At 70.8% G+C, this 22,305-nt stretch carries 21 protein-coding genes; 9 read left to right on the top strand and 12 right to left on the bottom strand.

Annotated elements, in window-relative coordinates:
* Positions 1-152: 152 nt before the first annotated feature.
* The gene (locus ACZ4IF_RS29335; RefSeq protein WP_467568154.1) at positions 153-2,564 is read left to right on the top strand and encodes an MMPL family transporter; all 2,412 of its coding nucleotides are present in this window, start codon (positions 153-155) and stop codon (positions 2,562-2,564) included.
* Between the two features lie 61 nt (positions 2,565-2,625).
* On the opposite strand, the gene ACZ4IF_RS29330 is transcribed toward ACZ4IF_RS29335, so the two are convergent.
* From ACZ4IF_RS29330 to ACZ4IF_RS29315, 4 genes are all read right to left on the bottom strand, one after another.
* Positions 2,626-3,387 (bottom strand): TetR/AcrR family transcriptional regulator, encoded by a 762-nt coding sequence (locus ACZ4IF_RS29330; RefSeq protein ID WP_359503355.1) that lies wholly within the window; start codon positions 3,385-3,387, stop codon positions 2,626-2,628.
* A gap of 10 nt (positions 3,388-3,397) precedes the next feature.
* Positions 3,398-3,964 carry a thiol-disulfide oxidoreductase DCC family protein gene (locus ACZ4IF_RS29325; protein WP_467568152.1) on the bottom strand — a complete coding sequence of 189 codons (567 nt, stop codon included), beginning with the start codon at positions 3,962-3,964 and terminating at the stop codon, positions 3,398-3,400.
* Between the two features lie 5 nt (positions 3,965-3,969).
* The gene (locus ACZ4IF_RS29320; RefSeq protein WP_359503357.1) at positions 3,970-4,377 is read right to left on the bottom strand and encodes a hypothetical protein; all 408 of its coding nucleotides are present in this window, start codon (positions 4,375-4,377) and stop codon (positions 3,970-3,972) included.
* Positions 4,378-4,501: 124 nt separating this feature from the next.
* Positions 4,502-4,918, bottom strand: a complete 417-nt coding sequence (locus tag ACZ4IF_RS29315; RefSeq protein WP_345656312.1) for a VOC family protein — start codon at positions 4,916-4,918, stop codon at positions 4,502-4,504.
* Positions 4,919-5,044: 126 nt separating this feature from the next.
* Between ACZ4IF_RS29315 and ACZ4IF_RS29310 the strand changes: the two genes are divergently transcribed.
* The 3 genes from ACZ4IF_RS29310 (at position 5,045) to ACZ4IF_RS29300 (ending at position 8,913) form a co-directional block, all read left to right on the top strand.
* Positions 5,045-5,437: a hypothetical protein gene (locus ACZ4IF_RS29310; RefSeq protein WP_028802932.1), complete on the top strand. Its 393-nt coding sequence runs from the start codon at positions 5,045-5,047 to the stop codon at positions 5,435-5,437.
* A gap of 1 nt (position 5,438) precedes the next feature.
* Positions 5,439-7,907, top strand: coding sequence for a DUF4132 domain-containing protein (locus tag ACZ4IF_RS29305; RefSeq protein ID WP_467568070.1), 2,469 nt, complete (start codon positions 5,439-5,441; stop codon positions 7,905-7,907).
* Positions 7,908-7,983: 76 nt separating this feature from the next.
* Complete coding sequence (locus ACZ4IF_RS29300) at positions 7,984-8,913, top strand: hypothetical protein (RefSeq protein ID WP_467568068.1); 930 nt, start codon at positions 7,984-7,986, stop codon at positions 8,911-8,913.
* A 3-nt stretch (positions 8,914-8,916) separates the two neighbouring features.
* Here the strand turns inward: ACZ4IF_RS29300 and ACZ4IF_RS29295 are convergent, their stop codons facing one another.
* From ACZ4IF_RS29295 to ACZ4IF_RS29265, 7 genes are all read right to left on the bottom strand, one after another.
* On the bottom strand, positions 8,917-9,192 hold the full coding sequence (locus ACZ4IF_RS29295) for a hypothetical protein (RefSeq protein ID WP_467568066.1): 276 nt from the start codon (positions 9,190-9,192) through the stop codon (positions 8,917-8,919).
* Between the two features lie 134 nt (positions 9,193-9,326).
* Positions 9,327-9,866 (bottom strand): hypothetical protein, encoded by a 540-nt coding sequence (locus ACZ4IF_RS29290; RefSeq protein ID WP_467568064.1) that lies wholly within the window; start codon positions 9,864-9,866, stop codon positions 9,327-9,329.
* A 168-nt stretch (positions 9,867-10,034) separates the two neighbouring features.
* Positions 10,035-10,796 carry a succinate dehydrogenase iron-sulfur subunit gene (locus tag ACZ4IF_RS29285; RefSeq protein WP_359503365.1) on the bottom strand — a complete coding sequence of 254 codons (762 nt, stop codon included), beginning with the start codon at positions 10,794-10,796 and terminating at the stop codon, positions 10,035-10,037.
* Positions 10,796-12,550 (bottom strand): succinate dehydrogenase flavoprotein subunit, encoded by a 1,755-nt coding sequence (gene sdhA, locus ACZ4IF_RS29280; RefSeq protein ID WP_467568062.1) that lies wholly within the window; start codon positions 12,548-12,550, stop codon positions 10,796-10,798. Before sdhA ends, ACZ4IF_RS29285 begins: the two co-directional genes overlap by 1 nt.
* A 23-nt stretch (positions 12,551-12,573) precedes the next feature.
* Entirely contained in the window at positions 12,574-13,065 is a 492-nt protein-coding gene (locus ACZ4IF_RS29275) for a succinate dehydrogenase hydrophobic membrane anchor subunit (protein WP_095936184.1), read from the bottom strand.
* 5 nt (positions 13,066-13,070) lie between these two features.
* Positions 13,071-13,451 (bottom strand): succinate dehydrogenase, cytochrome b556 subunit, encoded by a 381-nt coding sequence (sdhC, locus tag ACZ4IF_RS29270; RefSeq protein ID WP_078629246.1) that lies wholly within the window; start codon positions 13,449-13,451, stop codon positions 13,071-13,073.
* A gap of 148 nt (positions 13,452-13,599) precedes the next feature.
* On the bottom strand, positions 13,600-14,211 hold the full coding sequence (locus ACZ4IF_RS29265; protein WP_467568150.1) for a 2-oxo-4-hydroxy-4-carboxy-5-ureidoimidazoline decarboxylase: 612 nt from the start codon (positions 14,209-14,211) through the stop codon (positions 13,600-13,602).
* Positions 14,212-14,656: 445 nt separating this feature from the next.
* Here ACZ4IF_RS29265 and ACZ4IF_RS29260 point away from each other — a divergent pair, with 445 nt between their 5' ends.
* From ACZ4IF_RS29260 to ACZ4IF_RS29240, 5 genes are all read left to right on the top strand, one after another.
* Positions 14,657-16,285 carry a beta-N-acetylhexosaminidase gene (locus ACZ4IF_RS29260; protein WP_467568060.1) on the top strand — a complete coding sequence of 543 codons (1,629 nt, stop codon included), beginning with the start codon at positions 14,657-14,659 and terminating at the stop codon, positions 16,283-16,285.
* A 126-nt stretch (positions 16,286-16,411) separates the two neighbouring features.
* Complete coding sequence (locus ACZ4IF_RS29255) at positions 16,412-17,275, top strand: DUF4328 domain-containing protein (protein WP_467568058.1); 864 nt, start codon at positions 16,412-16,414, stop codon at positions 17,273-17,275.
* 67 nt (positions 17,276-17,342) lie between these two features.
* On the top strand, positions 17,343-17,846 hold the full coding sequence (locus ACZ4IF_RS29250; RefSeq protein ID WP_467568056.1) for a hypothetical protein: 504 nt from the start codon (positions 17,343-17,345) through the stop codon (positions 17,844-17,846).
* Between the two features lie 86 nt (positions 17,847-17,932).
* Entirely contained in the window at positions 17,933-18,496 is a 564-nt protein-coding gene (locus tag ACZ4IF_RS29245; protein ID WP_359503375.1) for a hypothetical protein, read from the top strand.
* Positions 18,497-18,734: 238 nt separating this feature from the next.
* Positions 18,735-19,121, top strand: coding sequence for a hypothetical protein (locus ACZ4IF_RS29240; RefSeq protein ID WP_078629248.1), 387 nt, complete (start codon positions 18,735-18,737; stop codon positions 19,119-19,121).
* Between the two features lie 120 nt (positions 19,122-19,241).
* Here ACZ4IF_RS29240 and ACZ4IF_RS29235 read toward each other — a convergent pair whose 3' ends face one another.
* Entirely contained in the window at positions 19,242-21,869 is a 2,628-nt protein-coding gene (locus tag ACZ4IF_RS29235) for an FG-GAP-like repeat-containing protein (protein WP_467568147.1), read from the bottom strand.
* Positions 21,870-22,305 lie beyond the last annotated feature (436 nt).

The raw sequence follows: 22,305 nt of genomic DNA, 5'->3' as shown, positions 1-22,305 counted from the left end.
CGTCCCGCGGGGCGGCTCCCCCTTTGGAGTTCCTTGAGAGTCATGGGCGTGTCGTGTCCCCGCGCGCGCCGCGACACGGAGGGTGGGTGCAGGACCTGGGGGACCGACGGACCGATTCGACCCACGAACAAGGAGCGTTGAGCGTGACGGCATTGGCACGGTGGTGCTATCGGCACCGGCTGGTGGTCCTGTTGCTGTGGCTGGGGGGACTGTTCGGACTGGGCTTCGCGGCATCCACCGCGGGCACGGACTACGCGAATGTCTTCTCCCTTCCGAACACGGACTCCAAGCGCGCGTACGACCTGATGGAGAAGGCCTTCCCGGACAGCGCGGGAGACACCGACACGGTGGTGTGGAAGGTCGACGAGGGGACGGTCCGGGACCAGGACGTCCGGTCCCGGATCCAGCCCGCACTGGACGACATCGGCAGGATGAAGGGCGTCGGAGGGGTCGCGGGGCCGTACTCGGGCGGGCAGGGCGCGGCGCAGATCAGCTCGGACGGGAAGATCGCCTACGCGCAGATCACCTTCGCCGAGCAGGCCAACGCCGTACCCAAGGAGCTCGTGCAGGATGTCCTCGACACCGCGCAGGGCGCCGAACGCGGAGGCCTGCAGGTCGAGTTGGGCGGGCAGGCGATCCAACGGGTGCAGGAGCCGCCCACCGGGCTCGCCGAGATGGTCGGCATCCTGGCCGCGGCCGTCGTGCTGTTCCTCGCGTTCGGCTCGCTGTTCGCGATGCTCCTGCCGATCGGTGTCGCGATCTTCGGCGTCGGCACCGGCCTGTTCTCCACGCAGCTGATCAGCCACGTCACCGACGTGCCCGACCTCGCCCCGCTGCTCGCCACGCTGATCGGGCTCGGTGTCGGCATCGACTACGCGCTGTTCATCGTCACCCGGCACCGGCGCGGCATCCTGCGCGGCGCTGACCCGGAGGAGTCCGCGGTCACCGCCCTCAACACCTCGGGGCGGGCCGTGCTGTTCGCGGGCGGCACGGTCTGCATCGCACTCGCCGGGATGCTCGTCACCAATCTCCGCTTCCTGGACGGTGTCGTCATCGGCACCTCGCTCACCGTCGTCCTCAGCGTGCTCGCCGCGGTCACCCTGCTGCCGGCGCTCCTCGGCGTGCTCGGCACCCGGGTGCTCAGCCGCCGTCAGCGGCGCAGGCTCGCCGCGACGGGACCCGAGCCGGAGCGCACGAGCGGCGCGGCGGCCCGCTGGTCGCAGACCGTGCAGCGGCGCCCCCGTACGATCGCCGTCCTGGCCGTGGCCGTCATGGCCGTGCTCGCGCTGCCGGTCCTCGGCCTGCGGCTCGGCGCGACCGACCAGGGCAACGACGACGCGTCGACGACGACCCGGAAGGCGTACGACCTGCTCGCCGAGGGCTTCGGTCCCGGCTTCAACGGCCCCTTGCAGGTGGTGGCGTCCGGCGGGGACACGGACACGCTGGTCAAGGACATCCGGGCGACCGACGGGGTCGCCCGGGCCGCCGCGCTGCCGTCCGCGAACGGCGTGACGGTGATCCAGGTGGTGCCCAGGACCTCGCCGCAGTCGGAGCGGACCGACGAGCTCATCGACACGCTGCGGGACCGGGTGATCCCACAGGCGGGGGCCCAGGCCCATGTGGGCGGGGTGACGGCCGTCTCCAAGGACTTCGCGACCATCACCGGCGACCGGCTGCCGTACTTCGTGGCCACGATCATCGGCCTCGGCTTCCTGCTCCTGCTGGTCGCCTTCCGCTCCCTCGTGGTGCCGCTGACGGCAGCGCTGATGAACCTGATCGCGGCCGCCGCGTCCTTCGGCGTCCTGGTGGCGATCTTCCAGTGGGGCTGGGGGCTGGAACTGCTCGGCCTCGGCAAGGAGGGACCGATCAACGCCTTCCTGCCGGTCATCATGCTGTCGCTGCTCTTCGGCCTGTCCATGGACTACCAGGTGTTCCTGGTGAGCCGGATGCACGAGGAGTGGGTGCACACCAAGGACAACGCGCGCGCCGTGCGCGTCGGCCTCGCGGAGACCAGCCGGGTCATCAACTCCGCCGCCCTGATCATGGTCTGTGTGTTCCTGGCCTTCGTGCTGAGCGGCGACTCGGGCGCGGCGATGGCGGGGGTGGGCCTGGCCGCGGCCGTCGCCCTCGACGCGTTCATCCTGCGTACGGCGCTGGTGCCGGCGGCGATGCATCTGCTCGGCAACGCCAACTGGTGGCTGCCCGCGGGGCTGGACAGGCGGCTGCCGCACCTAGCGGTGGAGCCGGCGGAGGAGCACCCCGAGCCCACCGCCCCCGAGGCGGCGGGCAGCGCGTCGGTGGTGCACGGCTTCGTCCGTGACGCGGAGGGCGCGGCGGTCGACGGCGCGGTCCTCACGCTGCTGTCCAAGGGCGGACGCCAGCTGGACCGGGTGACGTCACTGGCGGACGGCTCGTACATCGTCTCGGTACCGGCCCCGGGCACGTATCTGCTCTCGGCGACCGCTCCGTCGTACGGGGCGCGGGCGCATCACCTGGTGGTGTCCGACGAACCGCTCGTGCACGACGTGGAGCTGATGCAGGGGGAGGTGGACGCGGTCAACTGAACGGCCGCGGTCCGTGACGGCGACCGGGCCCGTGCCCCTGCTGCGGGCACGGGCCCGGTCGCTAGCCCTTCTTCGACTTCGACGGGTCGGGCAGCGCCTTGGTCATGCCGGGCAGGAAGTCCGTGAACAGCTCGTGCACCTCGTGGACGAGCGGCCGCAGGACGCGGAAGCGGGCCAGGGAGACTCCGCGCGCGGTGAGGCGGGCGCCCCGCTCGGCGAGCCGGTAGCTGCGCTCGCGTCCTTCCGTGCGGTCGAACACCCAGTACAGGACGAGTCCCATCTGGGAGAGCCACAGCAACTCGGGCAGCACGTCCCGCAGATCCTCCGGCACCTTGGTCTTCGCCCCGGCGAGCACTTCCCGGTGGACGCTGATCGCCTCCACGCGCGCGTGCTCCGACTCCGGGGAGAAGGGGCTGAGCGGACTGTCCGGGTCGGCGGCGTTCTTGAAGAACTGCACCGCGAACTCGTGGTACGGGGTCGCGATGTCCAGCCAGGCCTTCAGCACGCCGCCGATCCGGGCCTCCAGGTCCGTCTCGCGGTCCAGCACCTCCCGCACCGCCACCTGGTGCTCGGCCGCGATCCGGTCGTAGAAGCCCTGGATCAGGTGTTCTTTGCCGTCGAAGTAGTAGTACGCGTTCCCGACGGAGACCCCGGCCTCCTTCGCGATGGCCCGCATGGTCGTCTTGTCGTAGCCCCGCTCCTGGAACAGGCGCATCGCCGTCTCCAGGATCAGGGCGCGGGTCTGCTCGCTCTTCGCGGGGCTCTTGGCGGACCCCTTCTCGGCGCTCTCGTCGGGACCGGGGCGGTCTGTTGGTGCTGGCACGGGGACGAGCCTAACGAGTGGGCCCCGTGGAGCAGGACCCGCTGTCGCAGGCGGGTGGCTCGTACGTCCATCCCGAGCCCGGGTCGTACCGCCATCCGTCGCCCCAGTGATAGGCGCCGCCGCCCCACGGCCCGTGGTCGGGGGAGCCGGTCCACTGCCCGTCGCCGGGGGAGCCGGTCCACTGGCCGTTCGCGTGGGCCCCGCGCCACTTCGCGGCGGCGAGGACCGCGCCCTTCGCCAGCCGGGAGCCGGCCGGTGTGCTCAGCCGGTGCGCGAGCGGCCGGTGCTCGCGCAGCGCCCAGAGGGTCACGATCCAGGCCGCGGATCCCTTGTAGACCTGTCCGCCGTCCCCGACGACGGTGATCTCGCCGAGGGTCGCCGCGTGATCGAGTTCCGGGAAGCGCTGCCGGGCCTCGTCCGACGCGGCCGGGACGAACCGGAGGGGGACCAGGCAGGGCTGGCGCGCCAGCCAGTCGCGCAGGAAGCCGCACAGCGGGCACCGCGCGTCGTAGAGGACGGTGAGCCCGAGGACCGGGACGCGCGCGGCGTCCCGGTCCACGGTGGTGGCGCCGGCCATCGGGGTCACGCCCCGGCCGTCGGCGCGACCCAGCCAGTGGGCGCGACGGGCGGCATCTGCTCCCGCTCCATCACGCCGCGGCGCCGGATCTTGTTGAGCACGTAGACGTTCCCCAGGTGCATGACCCCGAGGACGAGCAGGACGACGCCGAGCTTGGTCGACAGTGCCTCGAAGACCTCCCGGGCGTTGCCGATCGTCTCGTCCTGGTTCAGGTAGAGGGCGACGAAGCCCAGGTTGACCAGGTAGAAGCCGACCACCAGCAGGTGGTTGACGGCGTCGGCGAGCTTCTCGTTGCCGTGCAGCACGTCGGCCAGGAAGATCCGTCCGTTGCGGCTCAGGGTGCGTGCCACCCAGACGGTCAGCGCGATGCTGACCAGCAGGTAGATGACGTACGCGACGACTGTGAGGTCCATGTCCCCACCCCTTCTTGAACGCGTTCAAAACGCTGTCGGGAATGAATGTAGACCTCCTTTTGAACATGTTCAAGTCGAGAGGCGGGTGTGCGGCCACCCGCGCGGGACTCCCCTTGCGCCACCGCTACGTCCGTGCGGCGCGGGCCAGTTCGGGCCGCTTGTTGTAGTCCGTGAGGCCCACGACATTGCCCCAGGGGTCGGCGATCTCGACGGTCCATCCGGTGGCCACGGGGAAGGGGGCGTCCAGCGGCCGGATCCCCGCCGCGGCGAGAGCGCTCGCCGCGGCGCGGGCGTCCCGGACCTCCAGCCACACCCGCGGCACGGCCCAGGGCGGCGGCCGGTGGCTCAGCTCCTCGTCCAGTCGCAACAGCACGCCCGGCGTCTCGCCGCCCACCTTCAACGCGGCGATCCCGGCCTCGTCGAGCCGGAACGCCACCGGGAACCCGGCCAGCTCGTAGAAGCGGACCGCCTCGTCGAGGTTCCCGACGGGCAGCAGTACGTTGTCGATTCCGAGCAGTTCGTATGACACGTCATCTGACATGTCATCAGGTTAGGGATCTCGACCGGCGGCAGAGCAGAGCCGACCGCGGGCCCGGCCCGCGATCACCCATTGGGATGAGGACTTCCGGCCCGTCCGTTGTCAGTGGCGTCTCGTACGGTCTTCGGCATGGGAATGGTGACGTTCGTCGACGAGACGACGAGTGGGGGCCGGAGCGCCGGCTGGGGGGTCGAGATCGCCGAGGAGCGGCTCGCGTTGCGCGAGCTGATCCGGCGCAGGGTCTTCCAGGAGGTCGCCGAGTACAACGCGCGTGCGACGGGGGTGTTCCAGGGGCTGGTGCAGCCCGAGGACACCGAGCGCGTGCTGAACGGATACGCGTTGCGCACGCCGCGGCGGATAGACCCGCAGGCGCAGACGGACCTGGCCCTCGCGGCCTTCGCGGGGAACGGCTTCCTGGTGCTCGTCGGGGACCGGCAGCTGACCGACCTCGACGAGGAGATCGACCTCGTCCTCGGCACCGAGGTCACCTTCCTGAAGCTCGTCGCACTGGTGGGGGGCTGACATGACCGGCACGCGGTCCTACGAACAGCGCATCCGCAACCGGATCGCCGAGGACGACATGGGCAAGGTCGCCGACCTGGCCCTCAAGGCCGCCCTGGAGAACAAGGGCTACTGGGGCGGCGGCTGGGCGACGATGCTCGACCTGCTGCGCGAACTGCCCGTCGAGCGGCGGACCGTGCTCGCCGACGCCCTGGTGGCGCGTTACCACTCGGTCGGGGAGGAGTCGGCCGCCAAGGGCAACGCGATGACGCTGATCGGCATCCTCGCCAGAGACCTCCCCGGCGACCGGCTCGTCCCCGAACGCCTCAAGCAGCTCGACGAACTCGGCCGGCAGCACTCCTTCTGGTACGCGGCACGGCTCGACGTCCTGGCCGAGGCGGAGCTGGCCGCCGGACGCCCCCTCGCCCCCGCCGTCGTCGCGGTCTTCCGCCGCACCGCCATGGACGCGTACCGCTCCCACGAGCTGGGCGAGCTGGCGAAGAAGCTCACCGAACCGGTCCTCAACGTCGGGGAGGAGTGGGCCGAGACGGCCATGGAGCACCTCTCCGGGCCCGACGACCCCTGGCACGCGCTGCTCACCCACGCCGCCTCGGCCACCGCCTCCAAGCCCAGCGCCAAATGGGACAGGCGGGCCGCCGAGCTCATCGACACGCTCGGCCCGGACCGCGTCCGCGACACCGCGCTGCCCTGGCTCGCCCTCGCCGGCCGCCCCCGGACCCTCCCGCTGGAGCGCAGGTCGTGGGAGGCGGACATCAACAACGCGTACGACCCCTGGAACGCGAACGCGCTGCGCGGTCTCGCCTGGCTGCTCTCCCTCCTTCCCGCCCACCCCGACACCGTCAGGGCGCTCGGCACGCTCGTCGAGACCTCCCTGAAGAAGGTCGCCGGACTCGGCCCGCGCAACCCGAAGGTCGCCAACGCCGGGGTCGTCGCCCTCGCCCGTATCGACAGCGAGGCCGCGCTCGCCGAACTCGCCCGGCTCGCCACCCGGGTGACGTACAAGAACACGGCGAAGCTGCTCGACGGCGCGCTGGAGGCACGTGCCGTGGCCCTCGGGCTGAGCCGGGAGGAGATCGAGGAACTGGCCGTCCCGGCGTACGGCCTCGACGGGGTCGGCAGGGCCGTGCACCGGTTCGGCGAGGCCACCGCGACGCTCGACGTCCACGGCTCCCGGGCGGTGCTGAGCTGGCGCAACGCGGCGGGCAAGTCCGTGAAGGCGGTGCCCGCGACGGTGCGGCGCGACCACGCCGAGGAGCTCAAGGAGCTGAAGGCGGCGGTCAAGGACATCGACAGGATGCTGTCGGCGCAGGCGGAGCGTCTGGACCGGCAGTTCCTCGCCCGGCGCACCTGGGCGTACGGCGCGTGGCGCGAGCGCTATCTCGACCACCCTCTGGTGGGCACGCTCGCCCGCCGTCTCCTGTGGACCGTCGACGGCACGCCCGCCGGGTTCGCGGACGGCGAGCTGCGCACCCTCGCCGACGAGCCCGTGACCGGGGGCTCCGAAGTCGGACTCTGGCACCCCGTCGGCCGCGAGCCCGCCGAGGTCGTCGCCTGGCGGGACTGGCTGGAGCGGCACGAGATCACCCAGCCCTTCAAGCAGGCCCACCGCGAGGTGTACCTGCTCACGGATGCCGAGCGCGCCACGGGCACCTACTCGAACCGTTTCGCGGCGCACATCCTGCGCCAGCACCAGTTCAACTCCCTCGCCGCGATCAGGGGCTGGCGCAACAGGCTCCGTCTCTGCGTCGACGACGAGGCGCCGCCCGCCTCACGCGACCTGCCCCAGTGGGGCCTGCGCGCCGAGTACTGGATCGAGGGAGACGGCGAGGAGTACGGCGAGGACACCACCGAGTCGGGCAGCTATCTTCGCCTGCGCACCGACCAGGTCCGCTTCTATCCGATCGACGCCCCGGAGAACTCGGCGCACTGCTTCGGCGGCGAGTACCGCATGTGGCTGCGGGACGGGCAGGAGCCGGTGGAACCCGTCCCGCTCACCGACGTCCCGCCCCTCGTCCTGTCCGAAGTCCTGCGCGACGTCGACCTGTTCGTGGGCGTCGGCAGCGTCGGGAACGACCCGACCTGGCAGGACGGCGGCCCCGGCGGACGCTTCCGCGAGTACTGGACGACGTACGGCTTCGGCGAGCTGAACCAGAGCGCCGAGACCCGCCGCGCCCTCCTGGACCGCCTGGTCCCCCGCCTGGCGATAGCCGACCGCTGCGCCCTGGAGGGCCGCTTCCTGCACGTCAGGGGCGAACGCCACACGTACAAGATCCACCTCGGCTCGGGCAACATCCTCATGACCCCGAACGACCAGTACCTGTGCATCGTCCCCAAGTCCGCCCCGGGAGCCCCCCGGACCGGCTACCTCCCCTTCGAGGGCGACCGCATGCTGGGCGTGATCCTCAGCAAGGCGATCCTCCTGGCGGACGACACGGGGATCACGGATCCTTCGATCCTGAGTCAGTTGTAGCCCTCCCCGCACGGAACACGTGCCCCTCCTGTACCCATACTGAGGACGCGAGGGGCGCAAGGGGAGGGCGAGCTGCGTGCGACGGGTGCTGGCGGTCCAGTTCGCACCCTGCGCCCTGTTCGTCACAGGCGTACTCGCACTCGTGCGGGCAGGCAGCTTTTCGGGGCGCAGCGACTGGGGTGCGGTGGTGCCGGAGCGTCCGCTCACCGCGGTCGGCGCGCTCCTCGTGGTCACCGTGTGCGCCTCCCTCCTCGGCCTCCTGCTGCAGCCCTTCCAGGTCAGGGCCGTACGCGTCCTGGAGGGCTACTGGGACCGCTGGGCGCTCACGGCGTTCCTCGCGGGAGCCCTTTCCAGGGTGCAGCACAGACGCTGGGAGGCGCTGCACACTCGGGCCCACGGAGAGCTGGAACGGGACCGGGAGTTGCGTGTGCAAGCCGACGCGCGGCGCCGACTGGCTGCCCGTCCCGCGGCCGACTTCCTGCTGCCCACGGCACTCGGTAATGCCCTGCGCGCCGGGGAATTGAGTGCCGGAGAGCGCTACGGTCTGACCACGTTGACCTCGTGGCCGAGGCTCTACCTTCAGGTCTCCGACCGCATGGCGCAGTTGCTCCGATCCACTCGGGACGCACTCGACACGGCCGTCAACCTGTGCTGGGCATTCCTTGCTCTCGCCGTCACGGCGGCTGTCGCTCTGTTCGACGAGCCCTCCGCCTGGTGGCTGTGCGGAGCCGGTCTGCTGCTGGCAGGGGTGGCGTACAAAGGCGCAGTGACGGCGGCGCAGGCCTACTCCGGCCTGATGCATGTCGCATACGACCTGCACCGCTTCGACCTTCTGGAGGCACTCCACCACCGGTTGCCGTCGGACCGGGACGCGGAGGAGGAGACGTTCCTCCGGCTCTCGCGACTGTTTGCGGGGGACATGCCCGATGATCTGTTGTACGACCACGGAAGGCCGGAGCAGGGCACGGGCCTCGACGAGTCGGACGGGAGGCGAGGGGCCCGGTGAGTCTCAGGGCGTGCCGGGCGGTGGAGGCGTCCACCAAGGCTTCAGCTTCTCCAGCCATTCGTCCACCTCGGCCACGGTGCGGCAATGGGCCAGAAGCCATACGGGAAGATGCTGGACGCTGCAGGGCCGTGTCCCGCGCTCGACCTCCGACTTCACGGTGCCGTGTTTCATCAGGGGGAAGTTGCTCGGGTCCAAGTGAGCCAGGAGTTTCTGAGGCTTGCCTGCGAGGGCCTTCTTGTGCGCCTCGGCGACGGTGGGCCTGCGGAGGAAGGAGCTCACGCTCGGAAACCCGCCGGCTTGCGGCGGGAGGGTCCGCTTGCAGTCCGGGCAAGGTTTCCCCATGGGCGCAGCACCTGGCAGTGCGACGTCTACGACATCGTGCAGCATGCTTCCTCCGGTTCGGTTCGTCGCTGCTAGCGGTACTGCTTGAAGATCCAGATGCCGTCGCCGATCGTGCCGACGGCCACTAGGCCTGCGGCCGCCCAGCGAGCCACGAACTGTTCGCCGCCGTCCGGCGGAGCGAGGGACGCGGCCAGCCCCAGCCCGAGGAGCAGCGTGCCGGCGTTGTAGGCGAGTACGGCTGCATAGTTGCGGTCCGTCCACTGGTCCTGGGCATCGCTGTACTCCTGCCGGATCTGTTCTTCAGGTATGTCGGGACCTGGCAGTGCGGCGTAGTGGTCCTTGAGCTCCTTGTGCGTGAACAAGTAGGCACGTGCTCTGTAGGCGAGCTGCATGCTGAAGATCAAGGTCATGGCGGTGACGACAAGGAGGATGAGTGTTGCTCCTGGCCAGCGGAACGCCGTGTCCGCGCCGCCGACCACTCCGGCGAGGGACAGTGCCGCAGCGGTGAGCAGGGGCGCAGCCACGAAATGCGCTTCCTTGACCGCCATGCCGTAGCCCTGCTCGGGGGCGTAGCCACCGCCCCTCGCCGCCCCTGAGGTCCTCTCGGTCACAAGGTCCCCCCGCTGCCCCGTACCTGACCGTCTCCAGGTCGCAGTGTGGCAGTGGAATATTTCGTTCAGCAGTGCCCGAACCTGACCGAAATCGCCAAAGCGGCGACAAAACCCGAGGGCCCCGCTCATGAATGGAGCGGGGCCCTCGGTGACGAACTGAGAGGAACGTCAGAAACGCCGAGTGATCAGCGCCCTCTTCACTTCCTGGATCGCCTTGGTGACCTCGATGCCGCGCGGGCAGGCGTCCGTGCAGTTGAACGTCGTGCGGCAACGCCACACGCCGTCCTTGTCGTTGAGGATCTCCAGGCGCTGCTCGCCCGCCTCGTCGCGCGAGTCGAAGATGAAGCGGTGGGCGTTCACGATGGCGGCCGGACCGAAGTACTGGCCGTCGTTCCAGAACACCGGGCACGAGGACGTGCACGCCGCGCACAGGATGCACTTGGTCGTGTCGTCGAAGCGCTCGCGCTCCTCGGCGGTCTGGAAACGCTCACGCGTCGGCTCGTTCGTGTCCTTCGTGATGAGGAAGGGCATGACGTCGCGGTACGCCTGGAAGAACGGCTCCATGTCGACGACCAGGTCCTTGAGGACCGTCAGGCCCTTGATGGGCTCGACCGTGATCGGCTTCTCGGGGTTGATGTCCTTGATCAGCGTCTTGCAGGCAAGGCGGTTCTTGCCGTTGATCCGCATGGCGTCCGAGCCGCAGATGCCGTGCGCGCAGGAGCGACGGAAGGTCAGCGTGCCGTCGACGTCCCACTTGATCTTGTGCAGACCGTCGAGGACGCGCTCCTTCGGGTCGATCTCCAGCTGGAAGTCTTCCCAGACCGCCTCCGCCGAGATCTCCGGGTTGAAGCGGCGGATCCGGAAGGTGACGGTGATGTAGGGAGAGGCGGCGGACTCCGCCTCGACCTTGTCCAGAACAGGGGTAGCCATCAGTACTTACGCTCCATCGGCTGGTAGCGGGTCTGGACGACCGGCTTGTAGTCGAGACGGATGGACTCGGTGCCGTCGTCGCCGACCTCGCGGTACGCCATGGTGTGGCGCATGAAGTTGACGTCGTCGCGGTTCGGGTAGTCCTCGCGGTAGTGACCGCCGCGGGACTCCTTGCGGGCGAGGGCGGACACGGCCATGACCTCGGCCAGGTCGAGCAGGTTGCCCAGCTCGATGGCCTCCAGCAGGTCCGTGTTGAACCGCTTGCCCTTGTCCTGGACCGAGACGTTCTTGTACCGCTCACGCAGCTCGGCGATCTTCTCGACCGCGGTCTTGATCGTCTGCTCGGTGCGGAACACCATCACGTTGGCGTCCATGCACTCCTGGAGCTCCCCGCGGATCTCCGCGACCCGCTCGGTGCCGGTGGAGGCACGCAGCTGCTCGACCTGCGAGACGACCTGCTCGGCGGGGTTCTCCGGCAGCTCGACGTAGTCGGCCTTCGCCGAGTACTCGGCGGCGGCGATGCCGGCGCGGCGCCCGAACACGTTGATGTCCAGGAGCGAGTTGGTGCCGAGGCGGTTGGCGCCGTGCACGGAGACGCAGGCGACCTCGCCGGCGGCGTACAGACCCGGGACGACGGTGGTGTTGTCCGACAGGACCTCACCCTCGACGTTCGTCGGGATGCCGCCCATCGCGTAGTGCGCGGTGGGCTGGATCGGGATCGGGTCCGTGTAGGGCTCGATGCCGAGGTAGGTGCGCGCGAACTCCGTGATGTCGGGCAGCTTGGCGTCCAGCTGCTCCGGCGGGAGGTGCGTGAGGTCGAGGTAGACGTGGTCGCCCTCGGGACCGCAGCCGCGGCCCTCGCGGATCTCCGTGTAGATGGAGCGGGAGACGACGTCACGGGACGCGAGGTCCTTCATGACCGGCGCGTACTTCTCCATGAAGCGCTCGCCGTCCTTGTTGCGGAGGATGCCGCCCTCACCGCGGGCGCCCTCCGTCAGCAGGATGCCCATGCGCCAGATGCCGGTCGGGTGGAACTGGAAGAACTCCATGTCCTCCAGCGGCAGCCCGCGGCGGTAGACGGCGGCCTGGCCGTCACCGGTGAGGGTGTGCGCGTTGGAGGTCACCTTGAAGAACTTGCCGGTGCCGCCGGACGCGTAGATCACGGCCTTCGCCTGGAAGACGTGGATCTCGCCGGTCGCGAGCTCGTAGGCGACGACGCCCGCCGAGTGCTTGACCCCGTCGATCTCGGTGATCAGCTGGTCGAGGACGTAGAACTCGTTGAAGAACTCCACGCCCTCCTTCACGCAGTTCTGGTACAGCGTCTGGAGGATCATGTGACCGGTGCGGTCGGCCGCGTAGCAGGAGCGGCGGACCGGGGCCTCGCCGTGGTTGCGGCTGTGGCCGCCGAAGCGGCGCTGGTCGATCGTCCCGTCGGGCGTCCGGTTGAACGGCAGGCCCATCTTCTCCAGGTCGAGGACCGAGTCGATGGCCTCCTTCGCCAGGATCTCGGCGGCGTCCTGGTCGACCAGGTAGTCACCGCCCTTGACCGTGTCGAAGGTGTGCCACTCCCAGTTGTCCTCCTCCACGTTGGCGAGCGCGGCGGCCATGCCGCCCTGCGCGGCGCCCGTGTGGGAGCGGGTCGGGTAGAGCTTCGTCAGCACGGCGGTGCGGCTGCGCTTCGTCGCCTCGATGGCGGCGCGCATGCCGGCGCCACCGGCGCCGACGATGACGGTGTCGTACTTGTGGATCTTCATGAGTGGTTGCCTCAGCCCCGTGCCTAGCGGATGTTCGGGTCGAAGGTGAAGATCACCAGCGTGCCCAGCAGGATCGTGAACACCGTGGCGGTGTACAGCAGGCCCTTCAGCCAGAGGCGCGTGTTGGCGCGCTCCGCGTAGTCGTTGATGACGGTACGCAGGCCGTTGGCGCCGTGCAGCATGGCGAGCCACAGCATCGCGAGGTCCCAGACCTGCCACCACGGGTTGGCCCAGCGGCCGGCCACGAAGGCGAAGCCGACCTTGGAGACGCCGCCGTCGAGGACGAGCTGGATGAGCAGGTGGCCGATGACCAGGACGACCAGGACGATGCCGGACAGGCGCATGAACAGCCAGCCGTACATCTCGAAATTGCCGCGGGTCGACTTCGGGGTCTTCTTGGTGCGCTTGCGGGGGGCCTCGATGACCGGGGCGGGGTTGTCGACGCTGTACGCCGAGAAAGCGCCCGCGCCCTCGACGGGGCCGATGCCGGAAGCGGCGGTGTCAGTAGTGGACATCTGCGTCAGCTCCCGAAGACTTCGCGGAATGCGTGACCGAGGACGGGGTAGAGCGCCCCGGCCATCAGCACGATCCAGATACCGACGACGGACCAGAGCATCTGCTTCTGGTAGCGCGGGCCCTTCGACCAGAAGTCGACGGCGATGACGCGCAGGCCGTTGAGCGCGTGGAAGAGGATGGCGGCGACGAGGCCGTACTCCAGCAGCGCGACGATCGGCGTCTTGTACGTGGACACGACCTTGTCGTAGTCCTCGGGGGAGACACGGACGAGAGCGGTGTCCAGCACGTGTACGAACAGGAAGAAGAAGATGAGGACGCCGGTGACTCGGTGAGCCACCCAGGACCACATTCCTTCCCGGCCGCGGTACAGCGTTCCAGCCGGCACGGAAGAACCCTCCGGGAGCGGGGATTGGGGCCGCGCCGGCTTCTGTGTCGGTCGGGCCCGGCCGGGTACGGTCCACCGGCCCCGGCCATCGTAGCGACGACTTGTCGGAACGCTTACAGCGGCCCCGCTGGTGTGATCAAACAGGCAATCAAACAGGCACGTACGGGCTATCCGGGTGGCCCGAATCCGTCGATTCCGCCGTTTCCGGACGAGATCCCGACGGATCGTCGAACGTACGTACAAGCCGGGAGATGCGTCCCCGGGCGAGTCGCCTGAGCTCCTCGGCCGTCAGGACGCGTTCCTCCTCGGGCTCGTTCGCCAGGCGGGCCCGGATTTCGGCCAGCACCTGGTCGAGGGCCTCCTCCGGTCCGAAGCCGTCCAGGCAGATGACGAACACGTGGCCGAATCGGCTCTCGTATGCGGCGTGCGCGGCGCTCAGTGCGGTGTGCGCGGCGGAGTACGCGCCGTCCGGGAGCAGGGTGAGCGACTCGCAGGCCAGCGCCTCGGCGAGGTCGGCGGGGGTCAGGTCGTACGCCGCCTCGTCGGCCGCGGCGAGCAGCGCGCCCAGGTCCGGGTAGGGCCGGTGGGCGGCCAGACGCTGGGCCCAGCGCAGGCTGCCGCAGCAGGTGAGCAGGGCACGGGTGACCACGTCGGCGGGCGCGGCGTTGAACCGTGCGAGGCGGCCCGGGGACGGAGCCGCGCTCTTCTGCTCGGGGAGGGCGACCTGGCCGGGGAGGCGTGGGTGACGGTGCGACGGCAGCGTAGGTCCTCGGCGGTGGGAGAGAAGGTCCGGGCCGTGACGTCGTGGGCGTCACGCGTGTTTCGGCAGGGGAAGGAGTGAAAGTTGTGCCACTCACGCTATCGAGGTGAGCTGGAAGCCGTCCGATGGATGCCCGAATTTCACCCGCACGGGAGAGTTTCGGAATGTGCGGTGGACGGATGATGCGGGCTCTGGGCTTAGGTTCGCTGTGCAGTGGACCTCGGTGGCGAAGTGAGGGCAGCGTGATGCGGAACGTTCACAGGGGTGCGTGGGGAGCGTCCGGAGGGCCGGAGGTCTCCTCGACACCTCCGCCGCCTGTGCGTCACGCCCGGCGTGATCCGACGGCCCCACCGTTCGCCCGGACGGCGCAAGCCGCACCACGGACCGCCCCGCCAGGGCACGTGGCGGCCCGCCGAGGCGGGGCCGCGGGCACGGGAGGTGCGCTGTGACCGGCCGCAGGCGGCGGGCACCGGAGCGGCGGGGCCGGCGCACCGGCGCCGTCGCGGGCGGCGCGGCCGTGGTCGTGGCGGGCGCCGTCGCCGCGGCCTTCGCGTTCTGGCCCGGAGGCGACGGGGAGCCGACAGGGGCCGGGACGTCCACGGCCGCCCGGTCGGGCACCTCGCCCGGCGCGCAGCCGTCGCCGACCCGGTCGTACCCCCTGTCGCAGGCACCCCGGACCATTCCCGCCGTACGCGAGCACACCCCCGCCCGGGGGCCCGGATGGCGTCCCGCCACCGGGGCCCGCGTGGTGGTGCACGACGACGCACTCGCCGACGAGGGACGGCTGATCGCCGGAGAGCTGAAGCTGACGTACGCGGGGCGGACGGCGGCCGAGGACGGCGACGTGGAGCTCGGCCTCGACCACGGCAGCGCGGGCCCCGAGTCGTACACCCTGACCGTCAAGAACCGCCGGGTCACCATCACCGCCCCCGCCGAGGCCGGAGTCTTCTACGGCACACGCACCCTCAAGCAGGAGGTGCACGGCGGCGGCACCGCGCCGGAGGGGGTCGTGAACGACCGGCCCGCGAAGAAACAGCGCGGGTTCATGCTCGACATCGCCCGCAAGCACTTCACGGCCGACTGGATCGAGGACCGGGTCCGTGAGCTGGGCGACCTGAAGTTCAATCAGCTCGGCCTGCACTTCTCGGACGACCAGGGCTTCCGCATCCAGTCGGACACGCACCCCGAGATCGTCTCGAAGGAGCACCTCAGCAAGGCGGAGGTCCGCAGGATCATCGACCTCGCGGCGAGCCGGCACATCGATGTCGTCCCCGAGATCGACTCGCCGGGCCACCTCGGCGCCGTCATCGCCGCGCACCCCGACCTCCAGCTGCGCAACGTGTCCGGTGTCGCCACGCGGGGTGCCGTCGACATCTCCGACCCCGCCGCGGCGAACCTGGTCGACGACCTGCTCAACGAGTACGCGGACCTCTTCCCCGGCCCGTACTGGCACCTCGGCGGCGACGAGTACCAGGCGCTGACGGTGTCGAACCCGGCGGCGTCCTTCCCGCAGCTGGCCACCGCCGCCCGCACCAAGTACGGGCCCGGCGCGAGCGTCGCCGACCTGGCGACGGGCTGGCTCAACGACCGGGCCGCCGTCGTCCACGGCCACGACCGGACGGCACGGGCGTGGAACGACGGGTTCTTCCGCGGCGGCCAGGTCAAGGCGGACGCCGATCTCCAGGTGGCGTACTGGACGGGCAAGGAGATCGGGGCCCGGCTGCCGGTCGAGTACCTGAGCGAGGGCCGCAAGGTCATCAACTACAACGACGAGTACCTCTACTACGTCCTCGGCGAGCCGCAGACCTTCGTGTACCCGACCGGGCAGCGCATCTACGAGCAGTGGACTCCGCTCGTCCTGCGCGGATCGACGGCGGTGTCCGCGAAGTACGACTCGCAGATCCTCGGCGGGAGCTTCGCCGTCTGGTGCGACCTCTCGGCCGCCCAGACGCAGGACCAGGTCGCCGCGGGCATCCGCATGCCGCTGCGCGCCACGGTCCAGAAGCTGTGGGACCCGCGGAAACCGGCGCTGTCCTGGGCGGACTTCAAGGCACTCGCGAACCGGCTGGACTGAGCACGGGCCCCCGACGAGGTGGACGGCCGGGCACGGCGAACCGTATGTTCCGCATGCCGTGAGCGAGGTCCTGGGGAGGGATCCGCCCGGTCTCCGTCTTCTGAACCCGTGGGGGGTCCCTCAGCCATGCTCTGCACGCATTGCCGGCACTTCGAAGCGACGGCCGGGGACGGCCTGTGCGACATCTGCATCGTCGCGACGGCCGCACCCCACCGGCCGGGCAGCGCGCGGCGGTTCGCCGGCTCCCAGCGGTCGGGCAGCTCGCAGCCGCCCGCCGCGCAGCTGCGCTCGCCCGTCGGTCTCGCCCAGGCCACGGTCGTCATGCTCGCCGTGTCGGCCGCCGCCGGACTCTTCAGCCTCTACTCGGTCCTCTCGGCGTACGGGCTCGTCAGCGACATCGCCGCCGGGGCGTTCGAGGCGGTGGACCAGGACGACCTGGACCTGGCGGACCGGCTCCTCGTCGTCGCGGGCAGGCTCCAGTTCGTACTGGAGATCGCCACCGCCGTCGTGTTCGTCTGCTGGTTCCACCGGGTGCGGGTCAACGCCGAGGTGTTCGGGCCGCAGGAGCACCGGATGAGGCGCGGCTGGGCCGTCTGGGGCTGGTTCGTCCCCGTCGTGAACCTGTGGTTCCCGCGCCGTGTCGCCGCCGACATCTGGGTCGCGAGCGCACCGCTGCCGACACTGTCCCTGGCGGACGGGACGCGGATGCCCTCGTCGTCGCACCTCCTCCTCAACTCCTGGTGGCTCACATGGGTGGCCGCCGCGCTCACCGACCGGCTGTCCGGCCGGTCCGTACGGAGCGCCGACACGCCCGCCGAACTGCGCGAGGCGATGGGCATGCTGGGGGTCGCCGAGGTCCTGTGGGTGGTGGCCGCCGTCCTCGCGGTGCTCTTCGTGCGGCGTCTGACCCGTATGCAGGACGACAAGGCCCGGCGCGGTCCGCTCGCCGCCGCGGTGGCCCGACCCGCACCGAATCATCCCGTTCCGTAGCCAACTGCCCTGCCACTGTGGTGTATTCGGCCCGAGCCGCCGAACCGAGACACCGGGGGGAACCGGCATGGGCTACTGGGGCTACTACGTCGTGGGCAGAAGCGAGGCACCGCTCGCGGAGCTGGACACGCTGGCCGGGGCGCGCGGCATGGTGCTGCGCGGGACGGCGCCGGCAAGCTGGCAGGTGTGGGAGTACCCGGGCGGTGACGGGGACGTCGGGAACATGAACACACTCGCCCGGGAGACCGGCGCGCCCGCTCTGTTCGGATACGTCATGGACAGCGAGTGCGTGGCCGTCGAGGCCGCCGCCCCGGAGAGCGGCGCGTGGACCACCTGCCTGGCGCGGGAGGCGATGGCCGGGTACCTGGGCGGCGGTGAGGGCGAACTCGGCGTCGACGACTACTTCCTGGAACCGGGCGACGCCGCCGCGCGGGCCGTGGCCTGGGCCGCCGAGGCCGGTCACGCCGTCACCGCGGAATCGCTGCTCGACGTTCTGACGGCGGGTCCCGACCCGTTGGCCGAAAACCTCTTCTTCCGGTTCCTCGACCGACTCGGTGTGGTGCCGCTGTGACACTCCCGGACCGTCGCACGCAGTAAGGGGAAGTGCGGGCTCCGTGAGACAGAGGCGCCCTGTCGAGGCATTTCGAGGGAGGCGCGATGAGTCTGGTGGAACTGATCGCTCAGGCCGACGAGCGAGGTCTGGCGGCGAGCGGTCTGGCTTGTTTGGATCGGTGCGTGCCTCTGCTGGGCGGCGACGACGAGATCCTGCGGCCGCTGTGGGCGAGCCTGGCGGACGGGAACGCATGGGGCGACCGGCTGAAGGAGGCGCGCACCAGACTCGACGCGGACGCCCCCGAGCCCGCCGCGGCCGACGAGGACGAGGCCGTCGTGCTCGCCCGCCGCATGCTCGACGCGGCACCCGCCGAGTGCTCCGCCGCCGACCTGCGCCCCTGGGCCGACGCCTGTTCCGTCGCGGCCCTGCAGATCCACCGGCTGCTGGACGCCGCCGAGGACGGCGCGTCATGCGTGACGTCCCGCCGCGAGGGCCGCACGGACGGCATGTCGCCGCTCGTCGCCGCCGAACTGCGCCGCCAGGTCACCGTCCTGGAACTGCTCGCCGAGCACGGCACCGGAGGACTGCGCCCGGCCCTGGACGTGTCCACGGAGGGCCGGCGCGTGCTGCGGGCCGTGGTGTCACGCAGGGCGCGGGGAAGGGCGTAGGCGCGCACGGGCCGGCCGGCACGGACCGGTCCGGGACGGTTCGGGCCGTTCCGGGAAGGTCCGTGAGGGTTCGGGCGCGGGCGACGCCGCGGTGGCCGCGGCGGGTCCAAACCCGTTGGCCTGAGGGGTTCCTGTGACTGTCCGGCGAGGGAGATGGCGGTCCTGAGCCGGTGTCGCGAACACCCGCCGGGCGCGTGACGAATCCGGTCCCGACCACGCTCTTCGGAATGTGAACGCAATGAGTGTGGACTCGACTCGGGCAACGAGGCCCCCCGCGGCGGCGAAGCCCGTGCGCTGGGCGGCCGACACGGTCGCGACGATGCGTGAGGGCGCCCGGCTGCGCCTCGACTATTCGGCCCAGAGCCTGTGGCGCGTGGACCGGCTGATCGAGGAGATACGCCGGGAGGGCGCGCCGTTCGCCGCCGTCGAGACGGCGCTGCGCGGATTCGGCGCGTACGCCGGTGAGGTCGTCGTCAGGTGCACGGGCGGCGAATGGTGGGAGACGGGCGGCGACCACTGGCTGCGCACGCCCGACGGGCGCCTGTGGGACCCGATCGAGGAGGCCCGCCGCTGCTACGCCGGCGACGGCTCACTGCGGCTGCTGTGCCGCGAGGCCGTGGGCTAGCGGGCTTCGGTCGGATCGGCGCGGCGGATTCCGGCGGCGCGGGGAACACGAAGAGGGGGCCGTGCGGCATACGGACGTATGCCGCACGGCCCCTTCGTGGCCTGGCGGGGATCGCTGCCGCTACGGCGTCAGCGTCTGCCCCAGGTGGGCGCCCGCCGGAGTGCCGAGCGTCGTCTTGCTGTACACCGTGGCCTGCGTCAGACCGAGGCCGGTGCTGTTGCTGGGCACGTACAGCAGGATGCCGTCGCCGCCGTCCTCGCCCTCGGTGCCGAGGACCAGGTCGGTGCGGCCGTACCCGGAGAGGTCGGCGAGCGAGACGGCCGAGCCGAGCTTGTCGTCGGTCTCGGTGGAGCCGGGCACCTCGGAGGTGTCCTGGGACACGGCGATCGCGCCGGACCCGGTCAGGCCCGTCGAGGTGCCCTTGAGCAGCAGCGTGGTGCCGGCGTTGGAGCGGTTGACCGACGAGCGCGTGATGTCCTCGTTCGGTGCGCCGGCGAGGACGTCCGCGTAACCGTCGAGGTTGTAGTCGCCGACGGACACGGACGAACCGAGCGCGTCCCCCGACTCGTTGGCGCCCGGCACACCCGCGGTGTCCTGCTGGACGGTCGTCATGCCGGTGGTGGTGAAGCCGGTGGAGGTACCGGGGACCATGGTGACCTGGCCGCCGGAGACGGCGCCGGACTCCGAGGTGTAGGGCTGGCCGATGACGATGTCGTCGTAGCCGTTGCCGTTCACGTCACCGGCGGCGATCGAACGGCCGCCCTTCACGCTGAGCGTGGACACCTTCGTCAGACCCGACGCGCCGCCCTTGAACCAGGTGACCCGGCCGATGCCGCCCGCGTCGCGGTAGTTGAGGGCCACGTCCGTATAGCCGTCCCGGTTGAAGTCGCCGGCGGCGGCGTCCGCGTACGCGATCGCGCTCGTCGACGTGGTGAGGGTGCCGGTCCGGGTGGCGCCGCCGGTGAGGCGGGCGTTCCAGTTGCCGCCCTTGCCGGTGCCCGCGGAGAACACGTCCGCCTTGCCGTTCGCGTCGAAGTCGCCGACCGCGACGGCCGAACCGAGCTTGGCGCCGGCGGCGGTCACGCCGGAGGTGGCGTACGAGAAGCCGGTGTTCAGGGCGGGACCGTAGAGCACGGTGACCGAGCCGCGGTCCGCGTTGCCGCTCGTGTCGTCCTCGCCGGGCGCGCCGACCGCGAGGTCCGCGTGGCCGTCGCCGTTCACGTCGCCCCACGCGGTGGCGGCACCCCAGCTGTCGCCCGCCTCGGAGGAGCCGGGGACACCCGCGCTGCTCTGCGTGAGCGTCACCTTCGACGCCGGGACCGGGCCGTTGAGTCCGCCGGGCACCACGGTGACGCTGCCGACGCCGCCCGACGCCTTGGGCGTACCGGCGACGAGGTCGTTGACGCCGTCGCGGTTGTAGTCGGACGTCGGGATCGCGGAGTTCCGGCCGGCGCTCGCGGCGAACCTGCGGATCTCGGCGAGCTTCGGGTAGAGGTTGGCGCCGGGGCACGCGGTGGCGTTGGTGTCACGGTGTCCGAAGACCGTCGGCAGCGTGATCGACGTGCCCTTGTCGACGAGGTTGCCGTCCTGGCCCTTGGGGCTGCCGGAGACCAGCGTCACCTTGCCGTTGGGGTCGACGCCGTACATGCCGAACTTCCAGGCGACGATGCGGGAGACGGCCTCCAGGCCCGCGCGGGTCGGCTTCGCGTTCTCGTAGTTGCCTATGTACGAGATGCCGACCGTGTTGGTGTTGAAGCCGATGTCGTGCGCGCCGATGACGGGCAGGTCCATGCCGCCGCTGCGGCCCTCGAAGATCTGACCGCACTTGTCGACGACGAAGTTGTAGCCGATGTCGAAGTAGCCGCGCGAGAAGTGCTCCTGCTGGATGGTGCGCATCCGGGCGCGGGACTCGCCGCAGGAGAGCTTGTTGTCGCTGTCCACACCGGTGTGGTGGACCACGGCCGCCTTGATCTCGGTGCCGTACGCGGGCGTTCCGTCGTAGTCGGTCGACGCGCCCCACTCCGCCTGGGTGATGACCGGCGGCTTGACCACCGTCGACGGGCGGGGCGCGGGGACGGTGTCGGTGGGCGACGGTGTCGGCGAGGCGGTGTCGGTCGACGACGGGCTCGGCGGCTCGGTGGTCGGCGAGACGGTGTCGGTGGGGGAGGCGGTGTCCGTCGGGGTCGCGGGATCCGTGGTCGTCGGCACCGGGTCGGCCGGGGTCGGCGAGTCGGTCGTCGCGGGCGTGGTCTCCTCCACCGGGAGCGTGTACGCCGCGGGCTCCGTGCTCCGCTTCGGATCGGTGCCCGGGTCGAGCAGCCGTACGTCCATGCCGGCCGGCTGGCCCGCGGCCTCCGTGCCGTCGGCGCCGACCACGCGGACCTCGACGCCGTCCGCGTCGCCGGTCCACACGGACGCCGTGCCGCCGCGCTGCGCGGCCTTCCTGCCTTCCTCGCCGTCGGCCGAGAAGGGGTCGTCGGGCAGCTTCTGCCACCCCGACCACTTGCCGGACTCCCGCTCCCGGTACCGCACCTCGGGCGTGCCCTTCGGCTTCGCGTCCGGGTCGCTCCAGGTCAGCAGTACGGCGCTGAAGCGATCGGTGTCCTGCTTGCCGAGGCCCTTGCGGCCGGCCCCCTTGTCCTTCAGCTTGACCGTGTGCACGGCGGGCTTGCGTGCTCCGGCAGGGTCGTCCGGCTGTGCGGACGGGTTTGCTACGGCATAGGTGACGGCGCCCGCCCCGCCCAGCACCACGGCCCCGATCGTCAGCCACGCTCTCCGCTTCAGAGTCAGCGGTTTGTACGCATGGCCAGTCCTGCGACTCAACTGCCCCACCCCTGGAAAAGGTCTCTCGGAAACAAGTCCTCAAAAACACCACCCGTCACACGGGTGGTCCGATGAGTCACAGCGCACAGCGATCGCAAAGCGTCACCACAGGCGATGCGACCTGCGTCACCCCACCGCCCGGAGGGCACGGCAGGATCGAGCGGATCGTCCCGCTGCGGCCGGTGTCCGTGGCGGACGGAAGCGGCCGGTGACCTTCCTGACCGAGCCCGAGCGGCGGCGTCTGCCGAAGGCGGGGCCGGATCCCTGGACCGGCGAGCCGGATCCCTGCGCCGGCATGTTCGGCCGACCGGCGGCACGCCGTCGGCACCAGGGCTTCGCCCGTCGTCTCCCGGCGGTGCCC

It is taken from the genome of Streptomyces sp. NPDC025784 (genome assembly GCF_055558435.1).
Note: the sequence above shows the minus strand (reverse complement) of the source record. Positions and strands in the feature narration are given on the sequence as shown.